Origin of the sequence: Actinoplanes aureus (genome assembly GCF_015704865.1) — a bacterium.
Lineage (GTDB): Bacteria > Actinomycetota > Actinomycetes > Mycobacteriales > Micromonosporaceae > Actinoplanes > Actinoplanes aureus.
Window position 1 is genome coordinate 332,264 of the sequence record NZ_JADQTO010000007.1, and the last position, 24,369, is coordinate 356,632.

Sequence of the window (24,369 nt, forward strand, 5' to 3'; positions counted from 1 at the left end):
GCTTTATCGGGAGTGGTAGTTCGGAGCCTCGACGGTCATCTGGATGTCGTGCGGGTGGCTCTCCTTGAGGCCGGCCGCGGTGATCCGGATGAGCTGTCCCCGCTCCTGCAGGTCCGAGATGGTCTCGGCACCCGCGTAACCCATCGCCAGCCGCACGCCGCCGACCAACTGGCCCACCACCCGCGACAGCGGGCCACGGTAGGGCACCTGACCCTCGACGCCTTCCGGCACCAGCTTCTCCTCCGGCACGTCGTGCTGGAAGTAGCGGTCCTTGGAGTACGACTTGGCCTGGCCGCGCGACTGCATGGCACCCAGCGAGCCCATGCCGCGGTACGCCTTGTACTGCTTGCCGTTGACGAAGACCAGCTCGCCGGGGCTCTCCTCGGAACCGGCCAGCAAACCGCCGAGCATCACCGAGTTGGCCCCGGCAACCAGTGCCTTGGCGATGTCGCCGCTGTACTGAATACCGCCGTCGCCGATCACCGGGACACCGGCCGGCTTGCAGGCCCGGGCCGCCTCCATGATCGCGGTGATCTGGGGAACGCCGACGCCGGCCACGATCCGGGTGGTGCAGATGGCGCCCGGCCCGACACCGACCTTGACCGCGTCGGCGCCCGCCTCGACCATCGCCTTGGCGCCCGCATAGGTCGCCACGTTGCCGCCGACGATGTCGGTGGTGGTGTCCCGCTTCAGCCGGGCGATCATGTCGAGCACCTGGCGCTGGTGGCCGTGCGAGGTATCCACGATGACGACGTCCACACCGGCGTCGATCAAGCCGCGCGCCCGCTTGTAGGCGTCGTCGCCGACACCGACCGCCGCGGCCACCCGGAGCCGGCCCTGCGAGTCCTTCGTCGCGTTCGGGAACTGCTCGGTCTTGGTGAAGTCCTTGACCGTGATCAGGCCACGCAGCCGGCCCTGCTCGTCGACGAGCGGCAGCTTCTCCACCTTGTGCCGGCGCAGCAGCTCGAGCGCGTCGTCCTTACTCACCCCGACCGGCGCGGTGATCAGCGGCGCCTTCGTCATCACGTCGCGCACCTTGGCGCTGGGGTCGGTCACGAAGCGCATGTCGCGGTTCGTCACGATGCCGACCAGCTTGCCGGTGCCGTCCACCACCGGGGCACCGGAGATCCGGTACCTCCCGCAGAGGGCGTCGACCTGGGCGAGGGTGTCGTCGGGGTTGCAGGTGATCGGATTGGTGATCATCCCGGACTCGGAACGCTTCACCAGATCGACCTGCGCGGCCTGGTCCTCCGCGGAGAGATTGCGGTGCAGCACGCCGATGCCGCCCTCACGCGCCATGGCGATCGCCATGCGCGCCTCGGTCACGGTGTCCATCGCCGCGGAGAGCAGCGGGACGCAGAGCTCGACGTTACGGGTCAGCCTGGTGATGGTGTTGACCCGGCTGGGCACGACGTCCGACTCACCGGGCTGCAACAACACGTCGTCGAACGTGAGGCCGAGGGGAACAGTTCGGGCGCTGTCAGTTTCCACAAATCATCCCTAGAGAAGAGGCGGAGTTCATCATCCTACCCATCCCACACGGGGCACCCGGGCGGCGGACAGAACGTGCGGGCCAGCACACCCACCGCCAAGGTGAGTACGGTATGAGGGTGCAAGAAGAGCCGATCGACCCGTTCAACGGCGACCCGACCGACCCGGCCGCCGGTCTCGACGACCTCAACGAGGACGTCGAGTCCGAACCGCTGACCGAGGAAGAGCGGCAGGACGTCCTGGAGGACCTCTCCGACCTGGAGATTTACCAGGCGCTGCTGAGTCCGACAGGCATCCGCGGACTGGTCATCGAGTGCGAGGACTGCCACGAGCCGCACTACTTCGACTGGGATCTGCTGCGCGGAAACCTGCGGCACCTGCTGAGCAGCGGGCGGCCCCGGGTGCACGAGCCGGCCTACGATCCCGACCCCGACCACTACGTCACGTGGGAGTACGCACGCGGCTACGCCGACGGCGTGCACGACACACTGACAGAGGGCACGGACGACGAGAATTAGAACCCGTCGTCCGTACCCTCCGATTTTGCTTCTCTAGGCGACCAGGCCGGCTCGGAAGCCGGCGGCGACCGCGTGCGCGCGGTCGCGAGCGCCCAGCTTGCGGAACAACCGCCGGGCGTGCGTCTTGACGGTGTCCTCCGAGACGAACAGTTCGCGGCCGATCTCGGCGTTGCTCTTGCCGTCGGCCATCCCCCGCAGCACCTGTAGCTCTCGCTCGGTGAGCGTGAGCCGCCGGGTCGCCGGAGCCGCGTCCGCCATGCCGACACCGGCCTCGTTGCCGGGCCACGCCACCATCGGCCGGCCGGTTGCCGGGTCGATCGGTGCGTCGCCACGCTGTGCCGGGACCATCGGCGAGTTGGGCAGCATGGCCGGTACCGCCGCCGCGTTCGGTACGCCCATGCCGGGACCGCCGTGGTACTGACCCCGGGCCGCCGGGGAGTTGTTGTTGCGCACGCCGCCGGCCACGGTGGCCGGTTGCGCGTTTGCTCCGTTGATCGGCATGCCCTGCGGGCGGACCGGCAACAGCAGCAGAAGTAGTGCCTTGGCGACGACGCTGACCAGGTCGTGCTCGACTCCGCGGATGACTCCGCGGGCGCCGGCGGCGACGGCTGCGGCCGCCACCCGGGGGTCTTCAGCGCCGAAGAGCACCACTTGTGCCTGCGGCGCGCGGGCCAGGACGCGCCGGGTGAACCCGACGCTGTCGGGACGGGTCACGGCGGTGTCGGCGAGAACCACTTCTGCCGGCCGTTCAGCCAGGCGGATCATGGCCTCGGTCTCGCTGACCGCGGTCCGGACGACGCCGGTCATGCCGAGCCGGGCCGCGGTGGACGCGACGGTCTGGGCCGCCAGCGGGGTTCGGACGCACACGAGGACGGTACGCACAGTGATCCTCCTTCTCTCTCAGAGGAGATCACGCGAGGGCCGCAGCATTACGCGCTTTAGATGGAAAAAACGGGAAAGAAAGGTATGACTTGCCACCCCTTTGCCATACCGCTCACGAAGACATCGACATGTTGCGTGTGAGCCGGCGATCGCCGGGGTACACCCGCCAAAGGCCTGTAGCAGGCCGATGTCGAACGCTCCGCGGTGCCGCGCGGGAGGAGGGTGTTGATGTCGAACGTTCGCAGACTGCCCGGGCCCATCGCCGATTTGTGGGACTGGCAGAGGCTGGGACTCTGCCGGGGCCGGGACAGCGCGCAGTTCTTCCACCCCGACGGCGAGCGCGGATCGTCCCGCAATCGCCGCGAGGCCAAGGCCAAGGCCATGTGCGGCGCCTGCCCGGTCCGGGCGGAGTGTGCGGCGCACGCCCTCGCGGTCCGCGAGCCGTACGGTGTCTGGGGAGGTTTCAGCGAATCGGAGCGGCTGCGGCTGCTCGCGGTCGGCTGGGAGGACCTGGCCGATCGTCACGGACGGGTCGACCTTGTCCGGCTCGAGGCGCGCCTCGGCCGGCCCCACAAGACGGCGGTACCCGCACAACGGCAGGCACCGGCGGCCTGACGCCGCCCGGCGCGCGGCATCACCACACGGCTTGCGACACGGTCCTCGGCCGAGGACCGTGTCGAGTGGTTCAGCGGTTCTTCAACCGCATCGGTGGACATGCAACCCACCGTATGAGCGACTTGCGTTTTCGAGTCGGACCGAAAGTGCGGCTTTCCGCTATTCGATGTTGACGGCCACCTCGTGCCATCCGGTGGCACCGTCGGGTGCCGGTTCGGCCCGCGCACCGGTCTGCGTCGAGCCGTCGAGATCGGTCGCCCGCACGCGCAGGGTGTGCCGGCCGGGCTCCGCCGGCCAACTCAGGCTCCATTGCGTCCAGGTGTCGGCCGACACCGTGGGTGCGAGCGCCGCGTTCGTCCACGGACCGTCGTCGACCTGCACTTCGACCTTGGCGATCCCGCGGTGCTGTGCCCAGGCCACGCCGGCCACCGTGACCGGACCGGACCGCCGGGAGGCACCGTCGCGCGGGGTGTCAATTCGCGACTGGGTTTTCACCGGGGCCTGCGCCGACCAGCCGCGCGGCACCCAATACGCATCGAAGTCAGCGAATCTCGTCAGCTCCAGCTCGGTGATCCATTTGCAGGCGGAGACGTAGCCGTAGAGTCCGGGAACGACCATCCGGACCGGGAAGCCGTGGGAGACCGGCAGCGGCTCGCCGTTCATCCCGATCGCGAGCAGCGCGTCCCGCCCGTCCCGCAGCACCGCGGTCGGTGTGCCGCAGGTCCAGCCGTCCACCGAGCGCTGCACCACCTGATCCGCCTCGGGCAGCGGGTCCGCCTCGTCGAGCAGTTCCCTGATCGGCGTACCCAGCCAGAGCGCGTTTCCGATCAGGTCGCCGCCCACCTCGTTGGAGACGCAGGCCAGCGTCACGTACCGGGCCACCATCGGCCGGCGCAGCAGGTCCGCCCAGGTGAGCGTGATCGGGTTGCGCACCATCCCGTGGATCCGCAGCCGCCAGGACGCCGGATCCACCTGCGGCGTCACCAGCGCCGTGTCGATCCGGTAGAAATCCCGGTTCGGTGTCACATAGGGCACCGCTCCGGGCACCTGCACCGCGGCCGGCAGCACCGGCGCCGGCTCGGTGGTGACCGGCAACGCGACCGACTGCCGGGCCGCGGTCACCGCGCGCCGCGAGGTCAGCATCCGGCCCGCAACCCCGCCGGCCGCCGCGATCCCGGCCACGATTCCCAGGTCACGCACGAAGCGGCGCCGGCTTCGGCGGAGGTACGCACTCCGGCCCTGCGCCGAATCGTCGCGTCCCGCCACGGTCGGCCCGGCACCTGCCGGGTCCGGGCCGACCGTGGCCGCCGGGAAAGATGCGGTGGTCACCGGCTCGGCCCTACCCGCCGCCCGGAGCAGGTACCGGAGCACCGGCACCGCGACGGCCGCACCCAGCAGCGACGGCAGCACCGCCTCCGGGCCCACCCCGGTGCGCGTGAGCGCGGCCGCCGCACCGATCGCCCCGAAGACGGCGATGCCGGTGACCGCGACTGCCCAGCGCCGCCGGCCGATCACGCCGAGGCCGTAGGCGTACCCGGTGACCAGCAGCGCGGTGCCCACCAGCAGCGCGATCTTGTCGTGCACCCCGAAGACCGCGATGCCGAAGTCCTTGACCGGGGCCGGCACGTGGTCGACCACCACCCCGCCGACCGCGACCAGCGGCGCGGAGCGGGCGCCGGTCGCCACCGCGACCAGTTCGGCCACGCCGAGCGCGACCGCGGCCGCCGCCACGCCGGACAGCCCGGCCCGGATCGTCGCCTTCACCTCACCATCGTGCCTCGCCGGCCGAGCCGTCAGCGGTTCCGCAACTTCCGGATCGCCTTGCCGACACCGAACCCGCAGGCCACGGCGACGAACAGGAACGACAGACCGAGGATCACCTCCGAGCCGGTGTCCTCACTGTCGGCGACCGCGGAGATCAGCATGACCACCCCGATGAGGCCGAAGAAGAGCAGGATCGGCGAGAGCACCACCAGGCCGAGGACGGCTCCGGCCGTACCTCCGCTTTCGGTCTCCGGCGCGGCCGGCGCCGGCTGATGCTCCTGCGGGGGCTTCGGGCGGGGAATCGGGATCCGGGCCGCGTCGCGGGGCGGCATCGGGGTACGCAGCTCCGGCCGGACCCGCGCGTCGAGCGCCGGGATCAGGGCATGCCCGTTCATGAAGAGCGTCGGTTCGAAGCTCACCTGGATGCCGTCGTGCCCGACGAAGCGCCGTGCCCCGTCCGGCCAGGCCAGCACGGCCGCGCACTGGTCGAACCAGACCGTCGCCGCCGAGCCGTCGCCGACGACGCTCACGCCGCTCTCCCCGGCGATCAGAGCGAGCGCCGGGTCCTCCAGCGAGGGGTACGTGGTGCCCTGAACCACCACGTCGGAGGAGTTCGGCGCCGCGGTGTACCCGGCCCAATCGGCGCTGGTCAGTCCCGGGGTCATCAGCAGACCGTCGGCGAACGCCGAGGCGGCGACCGCCGCGACGTCGTCCCGGGTGACCGCGCGCAGTTCGGCGAGCGCCTCGTCGAGGCTCTGCACCGGACGGCCGGCGAGCAGGTTGAACGCCTGCCCTGGAAGCCGGCTGCCGTTCTCCTCGGCGTGGGTCAGTTCCTCGGTGCGCTGGTTGACGACGGTGGTCACCTCGGCCTGGTCGATCAACCCGAGCCGGGCGGACGCCAGCACGTCGACGAAGCCGCCGAGCACGGCGCCCTGCTTCTCCGGCAGCGCGTCGGCGAACGCGGAGATCACCGCGCTGCCGTCGCCCCGGGGCTCGTAGCCGGCGTGCACGGTGTAGGACAGGCCGCTCTCCTGGCGCAGGGAGCGGAACAGGGCCCGCTCCAGGACTCCGGAGAAGACCGCGGCACGGGCCTCCCGGCGTACCACCGCGTCCCAGGCGACGACGTTGGACGGACCGGAGAAGTACGCCGGGCGTACCGGAAGGGCGGAGGACTGAGCCGGCGCCGGCATGCGGCGCCCGGTGGGAAGGGTGAGCTGAAGCCCGGCCGGCACGGCCGGGCCGGCGATCCAGAGCGCCGCGTTCTGCCGGGTGAAGTACCGGCCGACCCAGGCTCGCAGGTCATCCGGGGTGATCCCGGACAGCCCCCACTCCGGGTAGGTGACGACGCCGTAGTCGCGGGCGCCGTGCCGCCAGAGTGCCAGCGCCTCGGTCGGGCCCTCGCTGCGACCGTTCTCCTCGGTACGCAGGATCTCCTTCTCCGTGGTGAGCCGGTGCATCGGCAGGTCGTTCAGCGCGGCGCACACCCCGTTGAGGAACTTGACGATGTCCGCCTCGGCGCCCCGGGTGTGGAAGAACGTGTACTCCACGCTGGTGGCGCCGTTGTAGTGGTAGTCGGCCACCCCGAAGGAGTGCAGCGCCAGGTGCTCGACGAGATGGGTGATCCCCCGCTTGGCCAGCGGCTCGTCCGCGAATCCGACCCGGAACACCAGTCCGGCGTGCATCGGCCCGGTCGTCGGCCCGAGCACCGTGGGTATGCCGCCGACCTCGAGTTGAGTGATCATCGCTTCCCTCCGAGCGCCCAGGTCCGAGCCTGTTGGATCTGGGTGACGACGTCGTCGGCCAGGTAGTCCCACGGGTGCCGGGTCGCCAGGTTGCCCATGGCGGTGAACGTGGCGGCGGCCGCGCGCTGGTCGTCCAGGAGCATGAAGAGCAGCGCGAAGGAGCTGAGCGCTTCGATCCAGCCATAGCCACGGCCGAACCCGGGATGCCAGATGGACCGCTGCGCCGCCTGGTAGATCTCCGCGCGAACCTGCTCGTTCGCCAGGTAACCCATCATCTCGGCGCGGTTGTCCGCGTCGAAGACGTGCTCGATGTGCGCCTCCGCGATCAGCACGCCGTGCGGCCCGCCGGCCGGCGCGGCACCCACCGCGTCCCGGGCGAACTCGTGCACCTGCTCCCAGGAGCCGTCCCACTTGGGGCAGAGCATCTGCAGAAGCTGGAGCTGCCCGGGCAGGTGGTACGGGTCGGCGGCGGTGAGCCGGTCGTAACGCCGCCGGCTCTCGGCCAGACCGAGTTGCAGGCCGCGCGCCGAGGTGATCCGGGCGGTCCAGACCGCCGGGTCCTTCGGGTTGTACGCGGCGCCGTCGATCAGCACCTGTTCCGCCTTGCGCAGCCAGTCGTGGAACGCGGCGAACTGCTCGCGGCTCACGTACTGTGCGCGGGCCCCGGTGCGGATCTTCCAGCCGACGTCGATCAGGTGGGTGCCGAGCAGCGCGGAGGCGGCGCCGTCCGCGGGGTCCGCGGCCAGCACGGCACGCAGGAAACCCTCCAGGCCCTCGTCCTCGCACACCGCGCGGATCAGCCCGGTGCGCTCCATCGAACCGGCGGAGTCGAGCAGGGTCCGGCAGGCCGGCCAGTCACGCCGGGCCAGCGCGGCGCGTAGTGCGTTGATCTCCGGATAGGCGGCGGCGCTGTCGAGCACCACGTCGGTGGGTTGGGACATGGCGGGCAGCATAAGCGTCGATCACTCGGGACGCGACAACGAGCCCGTCCGCCAGAGCCCGCGGCGCGGACGCGGGATCGACCCGGGATCACGGGCCGGCATACCGACCCGGTGCGCCCCCGGTACCCGGGCGTCGATCTCGCTGGTCACGGCCTCACCGTGGCGGAACAGGGCGGGTTCCACGCGTACCGCGATGCCGTCGTCGCCGATCAGCTCCCGGGCGCCGTCCGGCCAGGCCAGCACGGCGGCGCAGGCGTCGTACCGTACGGTCCGCGCCGTCTCGCCGGTCATCAGGCTGATCCCGTCGTCGCCGTGGACCAGCCGGAGGCCCCGGTCCGTCCGGGACCGCCGGGTACGGCCGGTCACCACCGACCCGGAACCCGGGGGCACCGCCGGATAGCCGGCCCAGTCGGCCGACGTGCCGGCCGGCGTCATCAGCAGCCCCGCGTCGTACGCCGTCGCCGCGACCTCGGCCACCTCCGGCGCCGTGACCGCACGCACCTCGGCGATCGCGTCGTCCAGGCTCCGCACGCTCAGCCCGGCCAGCACGTTGAACGCCTGCCCCGGGAGCCGCCCGCCCCGCTCCTCGGCCTCCCGCAACCCGTCGCAGGTCAGCCCGACGACGGTGGTCACGTCATCCGCCTCGATCCGCCCGGTGCGCATCGCGCTCAGCACCTCGACCAGCCCGTGGAGTGCCGCGTCACGTTGCCCGGCGAGCGGTTCGGCGAAGGCGGTGATCCGGGCGGTCCGGGCGGCGCGTGGCTGGTACTCGGTCCGTACCGCGCCGGCGATCGGGCTGCGCCGGCAGAGGTCCCGGTCCAGGTGCCGCTCGAGCACGTTGGCGAAGACCGCGGCGCGGGCCTCCCGGCGTACCGCCGTGTCCCAGGCGGTCCGGTCGCCGGAACCGGCGAAGGCGGCCGGGGTCACCGGCAGAACCGACGACGGCGCCGGCGCCGGCTGCCGGGCACCGTCCGGCAGATCCAGCGCCAGCCCCTCGGGAAGGTCGTCACCGGCCACCCAGAGAGCCGCGTTGTCCCTGGTGAAGTAGCGGGCGATCCATTCGTTGAGATGTTCGGCGGCGAGCCCGGACAGGCCCCACTCGGGATAGCTCGGCATGCCGAAGTCCCGGGCGCCGTGCCGGCGCATCGGCAGCGGATCGCTCACCCGGCCGGCCGCCTCGCTGCGCAGCACCTCCTTCTCGGCCGCCATCCGGCCGTCCGGCAGGCGGCGCAGCGCGGCACAGACGCCGGCGAGGAACTCGGTGATCCGCTCGGCCGAGCCCTGGACGTGGAAGTAGGTGTGCTCGGTCCCGGTCCGGCTGTTGAGGTGGCTGCTCACCTGCGCCGGCCCGGGCAGCACCAGATGCTCCACCAGGTGGGTGATGCCCCGCCGGGCCGGTGACTCGTCGGCCACGCCGACCCGGAAGACCAGACCGGCGTGCATCGGCCCGCTGACCGGCGCGAGCAGCGCGGGCACACCGTCCACCTCGAGCTGCCTGATCATGGCGGGCAGCATAGATCTTCCGTTGTGGACCGCGGCTCGCGGGGGAACCGGGGATCAGGACAGCAGCGGGTCGTCCAGCAGGTGCTCGAAGGCCAGCTCGGCGGCGCCGATCAGCGCGGCGTCCGTACCGAGTTCCGGGGTACGCAGCCGGACGTGCTCGCGGCAGGCCGGCAGCCCGACCGCGTTGAGCCGGCTGCGGACCTGGGCGGCAGCGCCGAGGTAGACGTCGCGCAGGGTGCCGCCGAAGATCACGACTTCCGGGTTGAAGATGTTGACGAGGTTGCCGACGCCGAACCCGAGCCAGTCGCCGACCTGCCGCAGCGCGTGCTGGGCCTGGCTGTCACCGCGCATCGCGGCGTCCACCACCTCGAGCACCGCGTCCCGGCCGGTGTGGTCCGCCCGTCCGGCGAGCCGGAGCAGCGCGTGTTCACCGATCTCGGTCTCCCAGCATCCGCGCGAGCCGCAGGAGCACGGCCGCCCGTACGGATTGACCACCATGTGGCCGACCTCGCCGCCGTACCCGCCGTGGCCGATCACCCGGCGCCCACCGGCCACGATTCCCGCGCCGACACCCACGTCGCCATAGAGGAAGAGGACGTTGTCGCAGTTCACCGCCGCCCCGCGGGCGTGCTCGGCGAGAGCGCAGACGTCGGCGTGATTGCCCACCGTGAGCCGGCCGGACTCACCCAGCTCGGCGCGCAGTGCCGCGCCGACCGGCTCCTCGACCCAGCCGATGGTCGGCGCGAGGCGGACCATGCCGTCCTCGCGGCGCACCATGCCGGCCACCGCCAGGCCGCTGCCGACGCACTTGGCGTCGTCGCCCATCGTGGCACGCATGGTCCGGACGAACCCGGCGAGCGGCTGCACCGCGTCGTCGGCGCTCATCCCGGGCGGACGTTCGGTCTCGTACTGCTCCAGGATCTGCCCGCCGAGCCCGACCCGCGCCGCACGCAGCCGGTCCACCTCGATGCTGAGCGCGTACGCGTAAACCTTGCCCGACTCGGGCCGGACGACCAGCGAAGGTCGTCCGGCCCGGCCGGTCTCCCGTGGCACCGCCTCGGTGACCAGCCCTGCGCTGATCAGTTCGGCGGTGAGGGCCCCGATGGTGCTGCGGTTGAGGCCGAGCCGGTTGGTGAGCTCCGCCCGGGAGGTCGCGCCGTGCATGTGCACATAGCGCAGGAGCGTCCCGAGGTTGTGCCGGCGTACCTCTTCCTGGCTGGGGCCGGCACGCATCAGCGTCCCGTCCCCGGCCCGGGAGTTCCGCGCATCAGTTTCCCGTTGCGGAGGCTCGGCGTCGCGCCAGGGCGTCGACGCTTGCCGCGGTGAGCAGGATGAGGCCGGTCACGATGTAACGGGTACCCGGCGAGAAGCCCATCAGGCCCATGCCGTTGTCGATCACCGCGATCACCGCGCCACCGATCACCGCGTTGATCACCTTGCCCTTGCCACCGAAGAGGCTGGTGCCACCGATGACCGCCGCACCGACCGAGTACAGCAGGATGTTGCTGCCGCCGGTGTTGGGGTCGACCGAGCTGGCCCGGCTGACCACCAGGATGCCGCCGATGGCCGCCATGAACGAGCAGATCACGAAGACCGAGATGCGGATCCGGTCGACCGGGATACCGGCGCGGCGGGCCGCCTCGGTGTTGCCGCCGACCGCGTAGACATGCCGGCCGTACGTGGTGCGGCCGAGCACGAACGTCCAGATCACCAGGAACGCCGCGATGATCGGTACGACGATCGGGACGCCCTTGAGCGAGGTGATCGCCGCGTTGATCGCCCGCTCCTGGGTGAGCACCGCGGTGGCCGCGATGAACAGCACCGCGAGGCCACCGATGCGCATCAGGACGATGCCCAGCGGGTCGGTGATGAGGTTCTTGCTCGCGCGCCGGCGGTACCGGTTGAGCTGCACGAACGCGAAGCCGACGATGCAGACGATCGTGAAGACCCAGCTCCACAGCACCGACATGCTGTCGTTGTTCAGCGAGCGGACGAACTCGTCGGTGATCGAGATGTTCTTGCCACCCTCGAGGAGGGTGAGCAGGATGCCCTGGAAGCCGAGGAAGGCCGCCAGCGTCACGACGAACGACGGGATGCCGAGCTTGGCCACCAGCACGCCGAGCACCAGACCGATGACGATGCCGGTGAGCAGGGCCGCCGGGACGGCCACGTACCAGGCCATGCCCTCGTCGGTGAGCAGGATCGCCATGATCGCACCGCACACGCCGCTGGCGAAGCCCGCGGAGAGGTCGATCTCGCCGAGCAGCAGCACGAAGACCAGGCCCATGGCGATGAAGACCACCTGGGCACCCTGGTTGAACAGGTTGGCGAAGTTGAGCGCGCTGAGGAACGTGTCCGGGCGGGCGACACTGAAGATGAGCGTGAGGACGAGAAGTCCCAGGACGGCCGGGAGGGTGCCGAGATCGCCACCGCGGACCCGGGCCCAGTAGTCCCGGACGTGGCTGGACACCGTCGGCTTGACGGCCTGGATCCCGCCCGCCGTGGTCGTGGTAGTGGTGGTCACTGGACGTCTCCCGGCGTGATGTCGATGAAGTCGGAAGGCTTCTCGGGCGGCAGGCCGAGATTGCCGCTGCGCCCGCCGGTGATCAGCTCGACGATCTGGGAGTGGGTCACGTCGGACGCCTTCACCTGGGCGGCCATCCGGCCGAGGTAGAGCGCCGCGATCCGGTCCGAGACCGCGAACACGTCGTTCATGTTGTGCGAGATCAGCACCACGCCGAGGCCGTTGTCGGCCAGGCGGCGGACCAGTTCGAGCACCTGGGCGGTCTGCGCCACGCCCAGCGCGGCGGTCGGCTCGTCCAGGATGACGACCTTGCTGTTCCAGAGCACCGACTTGGCGATCGCCACGGTCTGCCGCTGGCCGCCGGAGAGGCTGGAGACGAGCTGGCGCAGCGACTTGACGGTACGCACCGAGAGGCTGCGCAGGGTCTCCCCGGCCATCTCCTCCATGGTGTCCTCGTCCAGGACGATGCCGTTCTTCTTCTCCCGGCCGAGGAACATGTTCTGGACGATGTCCAGGTTGTCGCAGAGGGCGAGGTCCTGGTAGACGACCTCGATGCCGAGTGCGGAGGCGTCACGGGGGCTGTGGACCGCGACCTCCTTGCCCTCGAAGGTCACCGTGCCCGCGTCGATGTTGTAGATACCGCTGATGCACTTGACCAGCGTGGACTTACCGGCGCCGTTGTCGCCGACCAGGGCGGTGACCTCGCCCGGGTAGACGCTGAGTCCGACGTCGTGCAGGACCTGGACAGGACCGAAACTCTTGTCGATCCCGCGCAGCTCCAGAAGGGGTGTCGCGGCCACGGATGGTTCTCCTTCGTTCGGTGACCGGTTTCGTCGAGGCCGCACCACTTCATCGTGGCTAGCCGCGTGCGGGAGGTGTTGCAACCGACTCCGGCGCCGCCCACGCGAGCGTGGGCGGCGCCGTCCTCAGCCGTTACGGATCGGGCTGACAGTCAGCTGAGAGATCAGCTGATGCCGGCGTCCGTGCAAGCCTTGGCGAAGTCGGCGGTGCAGAGCTCCTCCTTGGTGACGAAGCCGTCCGCGACGACGTCCTTCACGTTCGCCTTGGTGATCGACTGCGGCTCGAGCAGGACGGACTTGACGTCCTTGCCCGACTCCGGGTCCTTCACCGTGTCGGTGGCGGTGGTCGGCGGCTGCTGCTTGGCCAGCGCGATCGCCAGCTCGGCGGCCGCGTCGGCCTCCTTCTTGATGGCCTTGTAGACCGTCATGCACTGGTCACCGGTGAGGATGTTCTGCAGACCCTGCACGGTGGCGTCCTGACCGGTCACCGGGACCTGGCCGTTCAGCTTGTTCTTCTTCAGCACCTGGATGGCGGCGTTGCCGAGACCGTCGTTCGCGGCCAGCACACCCTTGATCTCCTTGTTGGAGGTCAGCTGCTGCTCGAAGAGCGTGCCGCCCTGCGCGTTGTCCCAGTCCGGAACCGCGTCCTCCGGGCCCTTCACGAACTCGCCGGCCTGGAACTTCGGGTCCAGCACCGACTGGTAGCCCTCCTTGAACAGGGTGGCGTTGTTGTCGGTGGGCGCGCCGTGCAGCTGGGCCACGACCGGCTTGGTGTACTTCTTCTCGGCCAGGCAGGTGGCCAGACCCTCGCCCTGGAGCTTGCCAACCGCCACGTTGTCGAACGACACGTAGTAGTCGGCGCCACCGTTCAGGGTGAGGCGGTCGTAGTCGATCGTGGCGATGCCGGAGGCCTTCGCCTTGTCCAGCACGGCCTTACCGGTGCCGGAGTCCAGGTTGACGATCACCAGGACCTTGACGCCGCTGGTGATCATGCCCTCAGCGATCGTCTGGAACTGGGTCTTGTCACCCTGCGCGTTCTGGATGTCGGCCTCGACACCGGCCGCCTTGAACGCCTCGGTGAGGTACTTCAGGTCGGCGGTCGCCCAGCGGGCGGAGCTCTTGGTGTCGGGCAGGATCACGCCGACCTTGCCCGCCGAGGCGGCCTTGTCTCCGCTGCCGCTGTCGGTGTCGCCGCTGTTGTCGCCGCATGCGGCCATGCTTCCGGTGGCCACGAGGCCGACCGCGGCAAGGGCGAACAGTCCCTTACGCATTCCTTATGTCCTTTCGGGGGGTAAATCCGGGGCCTTGGTTCGGATTTGTCAGGGTTGCGTTGCCTGGGAGTTCCCGCTTCCCTGGTGACGCCGATGGATCAGGAACCGGTTTGTTGTGCCCGGCAACGTATTCCCATCGTGGCCGACAACACAAGCCGTAACCACGGTCTATCTCGTAACGAGGGATAACAATCCGGCAACACGCCAGTGCCGAAGGGGCCCACAAAGCGCCGGGAATGTCCCTCCAGAAGCTGCACAAGGTAACGCTAGGTAATATCCGGGCCGCAAGTGGCCCGATCTCCTAAGAACAGACCTTTCCGTGCCCTTAACTACGATCCCCGGATCGGGGCGACCACCGCACCGGTCAGACGGATCAGGTCATCCGGAGCGAGCGAGACCTGGAGCCCGCGGCGGCCGGCGGAGACGTACATCACGTCGAGGTCCGGCGCCGAGTCGTCGATCACCGTTGGCAGCCGCTTGCGCTGACCCAGCGGGCTGATCCCGCCACGCACGTAGCCGCTGCTGCGCTCGGCCGCGACCCGATCGGCCAGCACGGCGCGCTTGCCTCCGGCGGCCGCCGCCAGCGCCTTCAGGTCCAGGTCGCCGGTGACCGGCACGACCCCCACCACCAGCCGCCCGTCGACGTCGGCGATCAGGGTCTTGAACAGCCGCTCCGGCTCGACCTCGAGGGCCTCGGCCACCAGAGCGCCATAGTTCGGCGCGTCCGGGGACACGTCGTACGGATGCAGGATGTGCGGAACCCGCTCCGCGGTCAGCAAGACGGTGGCCGGCGTACCGGCCGCTTTCTTTGCCATGGGCGCACGCTACTCCCGCGCCCGAACATCACGCGGGTCCGTTTACGACCTGTTACGACGTTGTTGTCAGAAGCGCGAGCGGTGCCCCGTCCACCCGGGTCAGCACCAGACCCGCCCCGTTCGGGCCGGACAACTTCAGATCCTTGCGCAACTGGTCCGGCACCAGGGCCGAGCCGCGCTTGCGGATCTCCAGCCGGCCGACACCACGCTCCCGCAACAGGGCCCGCAGCCGCTTCAGCGAGAACGGGAGCACGTCGGTGACGCCGAGCCGCCGGGCGTACGGGGTGTCCACCGGGTCGTCGGTGTAGACGTACGCGATCGCCGGGTCGGCCAGCCGTCCGCCGATCGTCGCGGCGAACTCGGCGACCAGATGCGAGCGGACCACCGCCGGATCGGGGTCGTAGATCCAGGCCCCGACCGGCCCGACCGGGGCCGCCTCGACACCGGAGCCGACCAGTTCGGCGGTGTGCCCGCCGAGCAGCGTGGCGCGCCGGGGCGCGGACGCCAGCGGGCCGCACCAGAACGCCGCCTCGACGAGGTCACCGCCCACGCTGACCCACTCGCCCTCGGCGCCCTCCGGCAGCAGATCGTGGTCGATGCCGGGTGCGAGCTTGAGCACGGTCCGCGGCACCCGGCGGGCCAGCCCGATCACGAAGTCCCAGGGCGGCGAGTACGCCTTCGGATCGAACACCCGGCCCCGGCCGGCCTGCCGGCGCGCCGGATCGGCGAAGACCGCGTCGTAGCGTTCCACCTCCACCGAGGTGGCGTCGGCGCACTCCACCGTGATCAGGTCGGCCAGACCGGCCACCTCGGCGTTCGCGGCGGCCATCGCCGCGGTCGGCGGATCGGCGTCCACGGCGTACACCCGGATGCCGTGCCGGGCCGCCGCCAGCGCGTCGGAGCCCAGCCCGCAGCCCAGATCGGCAAGGGTCCGCACCCCCGCGGCGGCGAGGCGGGCCGCCCGCCGGTCCGCGACCACGGCTCGCGTCGCCTGTTCCAACCCGGCCCGGGTGAAGAACATCCGGGTCGCGTCCGGCCCGAACTTCATCGCCGCGCGCCGACGCAAACTAGCCTGGGTCAAGGCGGCTGCGGCGAGCTCCGCGCCGATGCCCCGGGCCCGCATGGCCGAGGCCGCGGCGAGCGGCTCACCGTCGCCGATCTCGGCCGCCACGGCCAGGGCTTCCGCCCCTTCCGGGGTCTGCAACGACGACAACGGCTCACATGTCACACCAGGCATTCTCCCTGGCGTGACAGGTTGGCACTCTGGTTGACGGAGTGCTAGTTCCGGAATAGTCTCCGGTTAGCACTCTCAACATGAGGGTGCCAGCCGCCCGGCCCGTCCGTGCGGCTAGGCACCAGGCGGACCGGCACCCGCGACGACGGCCCCGCCCGGTGGCATGAGGCATTCAGACCGGCTGGCTCATGGCCGGCGAAACCTGTACCCAGGAGGGTATGCCCGTGACTACCGCGACCAAGGTTGCGATCAAGCCGCTCGAGGACCGCATCGTGGTCCAGGCGAACGAGGCCGAGACCACCACGGCGTCGGGCATCGTGATTCCCGACACCGCGAAGGAGAAGCCGCAGGAGGGCACCGTCCTCGCTGTCGGCCCCGGCCGGATCGACGACAAGGGCAACCGCGTTCCGCTCGATGTCAAGGTCGGCGACGTGGTCCTTTACTCGAAGTACGGCGGCACCGAGGTCAAGTACGCCGGCGAGGAGTACCTGGTGCTCTCCGCCCGCGACGTCCTCGCGGTCATCGAGAAGTAAGACCTAACTGACTGCGCAGACGCCCTGTTCCGACGTGTCGGGGCAGGGCGTCGGTGCGTGAAGGGACCAATACATGGCGAAGATTCTCAGCTTCTCTGACGACGCCCGGCACCTGCTGGAGCACGGCGTCAACACGCTCGCCGACACGGTCAAGGTCACTCTCGGCCCGCGCGGGCGCAACGTCGTCCTGGACAAGAAGTTCGGCGCGCCCACGATCACCAACGACGGCGTCACCATCGCCAAGGAGATCGAGCTCACCGACCCGTACGAGAACCTTGGCGCCCAGCTCGTCAAGGAGGTGGCGACCAAGACCAACGACGTCGCCGGCGACGGGACCACCACCGCGACCGTGCTCGCCCAGGCGCTGGTCCGCGAGGGTCTGCGCAACGTGACCGCGGGTGCCAACCCGATCGGTCTCAAGCGCGGCATGGACCAGGCCGCCGAGGCCGTCTCCAAGGCGCTGCTGGCCAAGGCCGTCGAGGTCGCCGACCACCAGGCGATCGCCAACGTGGCCACCATCTCGGCGCAGGACGCCACCATCGGTGAGCTGATCGCCGAGGCGATGGACCGGGTCGGCCGCGACGGCGTGATCACCGTCGAGGAGGGCTCGGCTCTGCTGACCGAGCTCGAGGTCACCGAGGGTCTCCAGTTCGACAAGGGCTTCATCTCGCCGAACTTCGTGACCGACGCCGAGGCGCAGGAGGCGGTGCTGGAGGACGCGCACATCCTCCTCACCACGCAGAAGATCTCCAGCATCGAGGAGCTGCTCCCGGTCCTGGAGAAGGTGCTCCAGACCGGCAAGCCGCTGCTGATCGTGGCGGAGGACGTCGAGGGCCAGGCGCTTTCCACCCTGGTCGTCAACTCGCTGCGCAAGACCATCAAGGTCGCCGCGGTGAAGGCGCCCGGGTTCGGCGACCGCCGCAAGGCGATCCTGCAGGACCTGGCGATCGCCACCGGCGGAGAGCTGATCGCCCCCGAGCTCGGCTACAAGCTGGACCAGGTCGGCATCGAGTCGCTGGGCAGCGCCCGGCGCATCGTCGTCGACAAGGAGAACACCACCATCGTCGACGGTGGCGGTAACACCTCCGAGGTCGCCGACCGGGTCTCGCAGATCCGCAAGGAGATCGAGGCGTCGGACTCCGACTGGGACCGCGAGAAGCTCTCGGAGCGGCTGGCCAAGCTCTCCGGCGGCGTCGCGGTGATCAAGGTCGGTGCCGCGACCGAGGTCGAGATGAAGGAGCGCAAGCACCGCATCGAGGACGCCATCGCGGCGACCAAGGCGGCGGTCGAGGAGGGCACCGTCCCCGGCGGCGGCGCCGCACTCGCCCAGGTCGCCAAGGACCTCGACGGCGGCCTCGGGCTGACCGGCGAGGAAGCGATCGGTGTCAGCATCGTCCGCAAGGCGCTGGTGGAGCCGCTGCGCTGGATCGCGCAGAACGCCGGCCACGACGGCTACGTCGTGGTGGGCAAGGTCAACGAGCTCGGCTGGGGTCACGGCCTCAACGCGGCCACCGACGAGTACGTCGACCTGACCGCGGCCGGCATCATCGACCCGGTCAAGGTGACCCGCAACGCGGTCTCCAACGCCGTCTCGATCGCCGGGCTGCTGCTCACCACCGAGAGCCTCGTGGTCGAGAAGCCGGCCGAGCCGGCCCCGGCCGCGGCCGGTGGGCACGGTCACGGGCACAGCCACGGTGGCCACGGCCACCAGCACGGCCCGGGCTTCTGATCAGCTGCTAGGTGAAGGGCGCGTCCGTCCGGACGCGCCCTTCAGTGCGCTATGGGCGCCGCGGCCCGATCACCGTCGCCGGCCTCCGCGCCGCCCCGCCAGGAACGCCACAGCGCCGCGTACGCCCCACCCGCCGCCACCAGCTGATCGTGCGGCCCCAGCTCGACGATCCGGCCGTCCTCGATCACCGCCACCCGGTCCGCGTCGTGCGCCGAGAAGAGCCGGTGCGCGATCGCCACCACGGTCCGGCCGCGGACCACCGCCGCCAGGGACCGTTCCAGGTCCCGGGCCGCCCGCGGATCCAGCAGGGCGGTGGCCTCGTCCAGCACCAGCGTGTGCGGGTCGGCGAGGATCAGCCGGGCCAGCGCGACCTGCTGGGCCTGTGCCGGGGACAGCTGGACCCCGCCGGTGCCGACCATGGTGTCCAGCCCGTACGGCAGACGATCCACCCAGATCTGTGCGTGCACGGCCGCCAGCGCCGCGCGTACCTCGCCCTCCGGCACGCCCGGTCGTGCCATCGCGACGTTGTCGCGCAGCGTGCCGATGAAGACATGGTGTTCCTGGGTGACCAGCGCTACCTCGGCGCGCAGCCGTTCGGGCGGCAGCTCCGCCAACGAGACCCCACCCACCGTGACGCTGCCCTCGGTGGGCTGGTGCACCCCGGCCAGCAGACGGCCCAGAGTGGACTTGCCGGCGCCGGAGACACCGACCACGGCCAGCCGCTCGCCCGGCTCCAGGGTCAGGTCGATGCCGTGCAGCACCTCTCGGTCGGCCTGGTAGGCGAAGCGGACACCGCGCACCTCGATGCGGCCGCCGGACGGCTCAAGGGCGGTCGCCGGCATCGGTGTCACCACCGCGGCCACGCCGATCAGCCGGGCCAGCGAGGCCGCACCCACCTCCAGTTCGTCGAGCCAGCCGGAGAGCCGGTCCAGCGGATCGACAAGCAGCTGAACGTAGATCACCGCAGAGGTCAGCTGGCCCAGCGTCACCAGGCCACGCAGGTTGAGCCAGCCGCCGTAGAGGAGGGTGACCGCCACCGGCAGGACGTAGCTGATCTCGATCATCGGCCACCAGACGGTGCGCAAAAAGAGGGTGTACCGCTCGGCCAGCCAGGATCTGCGCAGGTCGGCATCGGTACGGTCGATGCGCTGCTGCTGCCGTCCCAGCGCCTCGACGGTCCGTGCCCCCTCCACCGTCTCGGTCAGCCCCTCGGTCACGTCCGAGTACGCCGCGTTCTGCCTCAGGTAGGCGGCCGGCGCCCGCCGCAGATACCACCGCGTACCCACCACCATGATCGGCACCCCGATCAGCAGCGGCACCGCGAACAGCGGGCTGACCAGCAGCAGCGCGACGACCACCAGGACCAGGGTGATCAGCGCGATCATCGTCTCCGGCACCGCGAACCGCACGCACTTCGACAACGCGTCCACGTCCCGGGTGGTACGGGTAAGCAGGTCACCGGTGCCGGCCGATTCCACTGTGGCCAGCGGCAGGGTGAGCACCCGGCACAGGAACTCCTCGCGCAGCCGGGCCAGGATCCGCTCACCCAGCCGAGCCGACGCCAGATAGGCGAACCGGGTCAGGATTCCCTGCAACAGCACGAACCCGGCGATGGTGATGGTGAGCCGGTCCAGTGCCCGGACGGCGGCGCCGGCGCGTACCGCCTCCACCAGGTTGCCGAGGAGCCGGGGCCCGGCCAGGGTGGCCAGCGCCGCGGCGACGTGCAGGCCGACCGTGGCCCGGAACAGGCCCGGGTAGCGGCGGACCAGGTCACGCGCGTACCGCCGGACCTGTGTGCCGTCCGCCACCGGCAGGGAGCGGCTCACGGCTGGTCCTCACGCAACACCGTCCGGGCGTACCGCGGGTGGGACCGGAGCAGTTCCCGGTGGGATCCGGCGGCCACCAACCGACCGGACTCGACGTAGCAGACGTGATCTACCTGGCTCAGCACCAGCGGGCTCGACGTACAGACCACCGTCGCACGCCCGGCCCGCGCGGTACGCAGCCCGGAGGCGATCCGGGCCTCCGTGTGCGCGTCGACTGCGTTGGTGGGCTCGACCAGGATCAGGATCTCCGGTTCGGCGATCAGGGCCCGGGCCAGGCGCAGCCGTTGCTGCTGCCCGCCGGAGAAGGACCGGCCCCGCTCGTCGACGAGGCTCTTCACCCCTTCCGGCAACTCCTCGACGATGTCGGTCGCGGCCGCCGCCTCCAACGCCGCCGACAGGGTGCCCCGGTCGTACGGGTCCAGATCGGCGCGCAACCGGCCGGAGAAGAGCCGCGCCTCGTTGTCGGCGACCAGGATCCGGTCCCGCACGGCCGACAGAGCCGCGTCGGCCAGCGGTACGCCGCCGAGCGTGGCGCCGTCCGCATACCTGCCCAGCCGGTCGGCGATGCGGGCCGCGTCCGCCGGTTCGGCCGCGACGATGGCGGTGAACCGGCTCATCGGGATCAGCACTCCCGACTCCGGGTCGGCCAGGTCGCCCCCGGTCAGGGCAACCGGCGACGCCGGGTCGGGCAGATCGCTCCGCACCCCGAGCATCGCCACCACGCGGCGGGCCGAGACGTGGCCCCGGGTCACCTTGTCGATCGCGTCGGTGAGTTGCCGCAGCGGCGCCACCAGAAACGCCGCGTACGCGTAGAACGACACGAACTGGCCCACCGTGATCTGCCCGGACGCGGCGAACCGCGCCCCCAGCAGCGTGACCAGCACCAGCAGTAGCCCCTGGAGCAGCACCTGGGTGGCCTCCAGCAGCGCCTCCACCCGCGCCGTGTGCACCCCGGCGGTCCGCAACTCCTGCGACTCCTTGCAGTAGCGGCTCGCCATCAGCGCCTCACCGCCGACGCCGCGCAGCACCCGCAGACCAGAGACCAGGTCGGCGGCACGGCCGGTCAGCCGTCCCTGTCGCACCCGGTACGCCTGCTGGCGCCGGTGCAGCGGCCGGATCAGCAGGCCCACCACCAGCATCAGCATCGGTACGCCGACCACGACGATGAGACCGAGCGGAACCGACGTCCGGAGCAGCACGACGGTGACCGTGACAACCGCGAACAGCGCACCGACGCCCCGGGACACGACGTCGACGGCCGCACCGATGTGTGTGATGTCCGAGGTGCCGATCGCCACGACCTCACCGGCGTCGAGCCGCCGGGGCAATGTGGAGCCGAGACGGTTCGCCTGACGCACCACCACCTGTACGGTCCGGAACGCGGCGCCCAGCCAGTTCACCACCGCGAAACGGTGCCGGGAGATACCCGCTACGGCCTGCACCGCGCCGACGCCGAGCAGGACCGACACCCAGCCGAGCAGGGTCCGCCCGGCACCCTCCGCGGCCGCGTCGACGGCGAACCCGACCACCGCCGGAGCCAGCGCCTGACACCCCATCCAGAGGATCGCGAGGAGCGCCGCAGCCGCCACCGTCAAGCGGGATCGCCGGACCAACCAGAACAGGTAACGCAGGGCGGACCGAGAGTCGGGCAGGCCGGGATCCGGCTCGGGCAATCTTCGCATCAGGCCACCGACGGTAAGGCCGAGGTGCGCGGACTGCGACCGGTCAGCGATCGACGGGCGTGAAATCCCAGACGTGCGGAGCGCGTGCTACCAGCTTTTCCGGTGGTGTAGGCAGGCTTTGCGGAGTGTTTCGCCATTTGGTGATGACGACGATGCGATGATCCGTGGACGAATAGACGTCACTCGACACATGTTGTGGCAGTACCTCCAACCCAGGCACTGCCGTGTCGCAGACCCAGGCCAGCAGCTCGTCGAAGCCGCTGCGCGAGGCCCGCACCTCCCACATCCGAGCGATCATGATGCTTCCTACCCCGGCACGCTGACCGCGGTCAAACCCATCGCGGAGTCCGCCGGCAGATCGAGGCGGCTCGGCGCGACGCCGGCCGCGACGAGATGCGAGCCGAGTGCCGCGACCATCGCGCCGTTGTCGGTGCAGAGCTGCGGACGGGGTACGCGCACCGCGATCCCGTGTTTGGCCGCACGCTCCTCGGCGAGCACCCGCAGCCGCGAGTTGGCCGCCACCCCACCACCGATCACCAGCGTCTTCACCCCACTGGTCCGGCACGCGTCGATCGCCTTCGCGGTGAGCACGTCGCAGACGGCCTCCTGAAAGCTCGCCGACACGTCCGCCACCGGAACCGGCTCCCCGGCCCGTTCCCGGCTCTCCACCCAGCGGGCGACTGCGGTCTTCAGACCGGAGAACGAGAAGTCGAACCGGTGCGCGGCGAGATCCTTCGCAGCGGTGAGCCCACGCGGGAAGGCGATCGAGGCCGGATCGCCGTCGCGGGCCGACCGGTCGATGATCGGTCCGCCCGGGAAGCCGAGCCCCAGGAGGCGGGCCACCTTGTCGAACGCCTCGCCGGCCGCGTCGTCGATCGTCGCGCCGAGCGGCGTGACGCCCGCGGTCAGGTCGTCGACGAGCAACAGCGAGGAGTGCCCGCCGGAGACCAGCATCGCCACCGCGGGCTCGGGCAGCGGACCGTGCTCCAAAGTGTCCACCGCCACGTGTGCCGCCAGGTGGTTGACCCCGTAGATCGGTTTCTCGGCGGCGAGCGCGTACCCCTTGGCGGCCGCCACCCCGACCAGCAGCGCACCCGCCAGGCCGGGCCCGCTGGTGACCGCGATCGCGTCGACGTCGGCGAGGGTGATCCCGGCCTCGTCGAGCGCCCGCTGCATGGTCGGGACCAGCGCCTCCAGGTGCGCCCGGCTGGCCACCTCGGGCACCACCCCGCCGAAGCGGGCGTGCTGGTCCACACTGGACGCCAGTGCGTCGGCGAGCAGGGTGTGTCCGCGCACGATGCCGACACCGGTCTCGTCGCAGGAGGTCTCGATCCCGAGGACCAGGGGTTCGTCAGGCATCGCGCATCATCACCAGAGCATCGGTGTTACTGGGTTGGTAATAGCCGCGCCGGATCCCGACGGGCTCGAAGTCGTAGCTCGCGTAGAGCTTCTGCGCCGGGGCGTTGTCCACCGCCACCTCGAGCAGCGTCTTGCGCACCCCGCGCCGCGCCGCCTCGGCGAGGAGGTCGTCGAGCAGGAGCCGCCCGATCCCCCGGCGCTGGGCGTCCCGGCGGACCGCGATGTTCTGCACCCAGGACTCGTGGCGGTCCACAACCGACAGACCGGCGTACCCGAGCACCGGCCCGCCCGGCTCGTCCACCGCGACACGATAGAAGTGGCGTTGCGCGAGCTCGTTCCAGAACATCGCGGCGGACCACTTCTCCGGCCCGAAGAGATCCTCCTCCAGCGGGAGGATCTCTTCGATGTGCCACCAGCGGAAGCGTTCGACAAGCATCAGGTCAGCACCGGCTTGCGCGCGGCCGGCTCGACCGCGTCCGGCCGGCGCAGGTAGAGCGGCGTGAGCGGCTCGCTCGGCGCGGCCTCGCGAATCCGCGCGGCCGCGATCGCGACGAGGGCGGCGCCGGGCGGATGCAACAGATGTTCCTCCACCGGTACGCCGAACACGTCCCCGTACTTCAAGGCGCCCTCTCCGGCCGCCTTCTCCACCAGCCCGGTCAACGCAGCGGACGGAGCGTGCCCGCCCGCGGTCGTGATCAGCGCCGCCACGTCGGCCGGCCGCGCCACCTCCGGGCCGAACACGCGCTCGCCATCCGTGTACGTCGCGAAGTAGACCTCGCGCCGGCGCGCATCGGTGGCGATCAGCACCCGGCCCGGTCCGGCCGCCCGGCCGAGCGCGTCCAGCGAGCACACCCCGTAGGTCGGGATGCCCAGCGCCTGCCCCATGCTCGCCGCGGTGGCCAGCCCGACCCGGAGGCCGGTGAACGGCCCCGGGCCGACCCCGGCCACGATCGCGGCCAGATCACGCGGGCGCGCCCCGGCGTCGCCGAGGACCGCCGCGATCTCCGGCGCGAGCTTCTCCCCGTGCGCACGCGGGTCGACGGTACGCCGCTCGGCGACGCCGAACAGCCCGTCGGCGGTCACCTCGACCAGCGCCGCCGTCGACGCGGGCGTAGCGGTGTCCAAAGCGAGAACCAGCAC

The 24,369-nt window shown here is 70.8% G+C and carries 22 protein-coding genes; 4 read left to right on the forward strand and 18 right to left on the reverse strand.

The genetic code is table 11. The features are described from left to right. Positions 1-3 precede the first annotated feature (3 nt). A complete protein-coding gene (guaB, locus tag I4J89_RS17665) occupies positions 4-1,491 on the reverse strand; it encodes an IMP dehydrogenase (RefSeq protein ID WP_196415071.1) in 1,488 nt (495 codons plus the stop codon). A 119-nt stretch (positions 1,492-1,610) separates the two neighbouring features. On the opposite strand from guaB, the gene I4J89_RS17670 reads away from it, so the two are divergent. Further along, positions 1,611-2,009 carry a DUF5319 domain-containing protein gene (locus I4J89_RS17670; protein ID WP_196415185.1) on the forward strand — a complete coding sequence of 133 codons (399 nt, stop codon included), beginning with the start codon at positions 1,611-1,613 and terminating at the stop codon, positions 2,007-2,009. Between the two features lie 33 nt (positions 2,010-2,042). Here I4J89_RS17670 and I4J89_RS17675 read toward each other — a convergent pair whose 3' ends face one another. After that, on the reverse strand, positions 2,043-2,891 hold the full coding sequence (locus tag I4J89_RS17675; RefSeq protein ID WP_196415072.1) for a response regulator transcription factor: 849 nt from the start codon (positions 2,889-2,891) through the stop codon (positions 2,043-2,045). Positions 2,892-3,119: 228 nt separating this feature from the next. Between I4J89_RS17675 and I4J89_RS17680 the strand changes: the two genes are divergently transcribed. Then, on the forward strand, positions 3,120-3,506 hold the full coding sequence (locus I4J89_RS17680; RefSeq protein ID WP_196415073.1) for a WhiB family transcriptional regulator: 387 nt from the start codon (positions 3,120-3,122) through the stop codon (positions 3,504-3,506). Positions 3,507-3,665: 159 nt separating this feature from the next. Here the strand turns inward: I4J89_RS17680 and I4J89_RS17685 are convergent, their stop codons facing one another. The 10 genes from I4J89_RS17685 to I4J89_RS17730 form a co-directional block, all read right to left on the reverse strand. After that, on the reverse strand, positions 3,666-5,303 hold the full coding sequence (locus I4J89_RS17685) for a molybdopterin-dependent oxidoreductase (RefSeq protein WP_373688139.1): 1,638 nt from the start codon (positions 5,301-5,303) through the stop codon (positions 3,666-3,668). Then, on the reverse strand, positions 5,300-7,012 hold the full coding sequence (locus I4J89_RS17690) for a peptidase M16 family protein (protein ID WP_196415074.1): 1,713 nt from the start codon (positions 7,010-7,012) through the stop codon (positions 5,300-5,302). The genes I4J89_RS17685 and I4J89_RS17690 overlap by 4 nt, the downstream gene beginning before the upstream one ends. Next, entirely contained in the window at positions 7,009-7,953 is a 945-nt protein-coding gene (locus tag I4J89_RS17695) for a hypothetical protein (RefSeq protein WP_230859065.1), read from the reverse strand. The genes I4J89_RS17690 and I4J89_RS17695 overlap by 4 nt, the downstream gene beginning before the upstream one ends. Before the next feature lie 21 nt (positions 7,954-7,974). Further along, positions 7,975-9,456, reverse strand: coding sequence for a peptidase M16 family protein (locus tag I4J89_RS17700; protein ID WP_196415076.1), 1,482 nt, complete (start codon positions 9,454-9,456; stop codon positions 7,975-7,977). 54 nt (positions 9,457-9,510) lie between these two features. Continuing rightward, a complete protein-coding gene (locus I4J89_RS17705; protein WP_196415077.1) occupies positions 9,511-10,689 on the reverse strand; it encodes an ROK family transcriptional regulator in 1,179 nt (392 codons plus the stop codon). A gap of 34 nt (positions 10,690-10,723) precedes the next feature. Beyond that, positions 10,724-11,980, reverse strand: a complete 1,257-nt coding sequence (locus I4J89_RS17710) for a sugar ABC transporter permease (protein WP_196415078.1) — start codon at positions 11,978-11,980, stop codon at positions 10,724-10,726. Then, a complete protein-coding gene (locus I4J89_RS17715) occupies positions 11,977-12,780 on the reverse strand; it encodes an ATP-binding cassette domain-containing protein (protein ID WP_196415079.1) in 804 nt (267 codons plus the stop codon). The genes I4J89_RS17710 and I4J89_RS17715 overlap by 4 nt, the downstream gene beginning before the upstream one ends. 164 nt (positions 12,781-12,944) lie before the next feature. Next, complete coding sequence (locus I4J89_RS17720; protein ID WP_196415080.1) at positions 12,945-14,051, reverse strand: sugar ABC transporter substrate-binding protein; 1,107 nt, start codon at positions 14,049-14,051, stop codon at positions 12,945-12,947. Positions 14,052-14,380: 329 nt separating this feature from the next. After that, a complete protein-coding gene (ybaK, locus tag I4J89_RS17725; protein ID WP_196415081.1) occupies positions 14,381-14,866 on the reverse strand; it encodes a Cys-tRNA(Pro) deacylase in 486 nt (161 codons plus the stop codon). A 52-nt stretch (positions 14,867-14,918) separates the two neighbouring features. After that, complete coding sequence (locus tag I4J89_RS17730) at positions 14,919-16,103, reverse strand: class I SAM-dependent methyltransferase (protein WP_196415082.1); 1,185 nt, start codon at positions 16,101-16,103, stop codon at positions 14,919-14,921. Between the two features lie 221 nt (positions 16,104-16,324). Here I4J89_RS17730 and groES point away from each other — a divergent pair, with 221 nt between their 5' ends. Further along, on the forward strand, positions 16,325-16,633 hold the full coding sequence (gene groES, locus I4J89_RS17735; RefSeq protein ID WP_014687825.1) for a co-chaperone GroES: 309 nt from the start codon (positions 16,325-16,327) through the stop codon (positions 16,631-16,633). Positions 16,634-16,706: 73 nt separating this feature from the next. Then, a complete protein-coding gene (groL, locus tag I4J89_RS17740) occupies positions 16,707-18,362 on the forward strand; it encodes a chaperonin GroEL (RefSeq protein WP_196415083.1) in 1,656 nt (551 codons plus the stop codon). 41 nt (positions 18,363-18,403) lie between these two features. Here groL and I4J89_RS17745 read toward each other — a convergent pair whose 3' ends face one another. The 6 genes from I4J89_RS17745 to tsaB are packed head-to-tail and all read right to left on the reverse strand — an operon-like array spanning position 18,404 to position 24,369. Next, entirely contained in the window at positions 18,404-20,188 is a 1,785-nt protein-coding gene (locus tag I4J89_RS17745) for an ABC transporter ATP-binding protein (protein ID WP_196415084.1), read from the reverse strand. Further along, positions 20,185-21,870 (reverse strand): ABC transporter transmembrane domain-containing protein, encoded by a 1,686-nt coding sequence (locus I4J89_RS17750; protein WP_196415085.1) that lies wholly within the window; start codon positions 21,868-21,870, stop codon positions 20,185-20,187. The genes I4J89_RS17745 and I4J89_RS17750 overlap by 4 nt, the downstream gene beginning before the upstream one ends. A gap of 43 nt (positions 21,871-21,913) precedes the next feature. Beyond that, the gene (locus I4J89_RS17755) at positions 21,914-22,168 is read right to left on the reverse strand and encodes a hypothetical protein (RefSeq protein WP_196415086.1); all 255 of its coding nucleotides are present in this window, start codon (positions 22,166-22,168) and stop codon (positions 21,914-21,916) included. Positions 22,169-22,176: 8 nt separating this feature from the next. Further along, complete coding sequence (gene tsaD / locus I4J89_RS17760) at positions 22,177-23,229, reverse strand: tRNA (adenosine(37)-N6)-threonylcarbamoyltransferase complex transferase subunit TsaD (protein ID WP_196415087.1); 1,053 nt, start codon at positions 23,227-23,229, stop codon at positions 22,177-22,179. Then, positions 23,222-23,665: a ribosomal protein S18-alanine N-acetyltransferase gene (gene rimI, locus I4J89_RS17765; protein ID WP_196415088.1), complete on the reverse strand. Its 444-nt coding sequence runs from the start codon at positions 23,663-23,665 to the stop codon at positions 23,222-23,224. Before rimI ends, tsaD begins: the two co-directional genes overlap by 8 nt. Beyond that, positions 23,665-24,369 (reverse strand): tRNA (adenosine(37)-N6)-threonylcarbamoyltransferase complex dimerization subunit type 1 TsaB, encoded by a 705-nt coding sequence (tsaB, locus tag I4J89_RS17770; protein WP_196415089.1) that lies wholly within the window; start codon positions 24,367-24,369, stop codon positions 23,665-23,667. The genes rimI and tsaB overlap by 1 nt, the downstream gene beginning before the upstream one ends.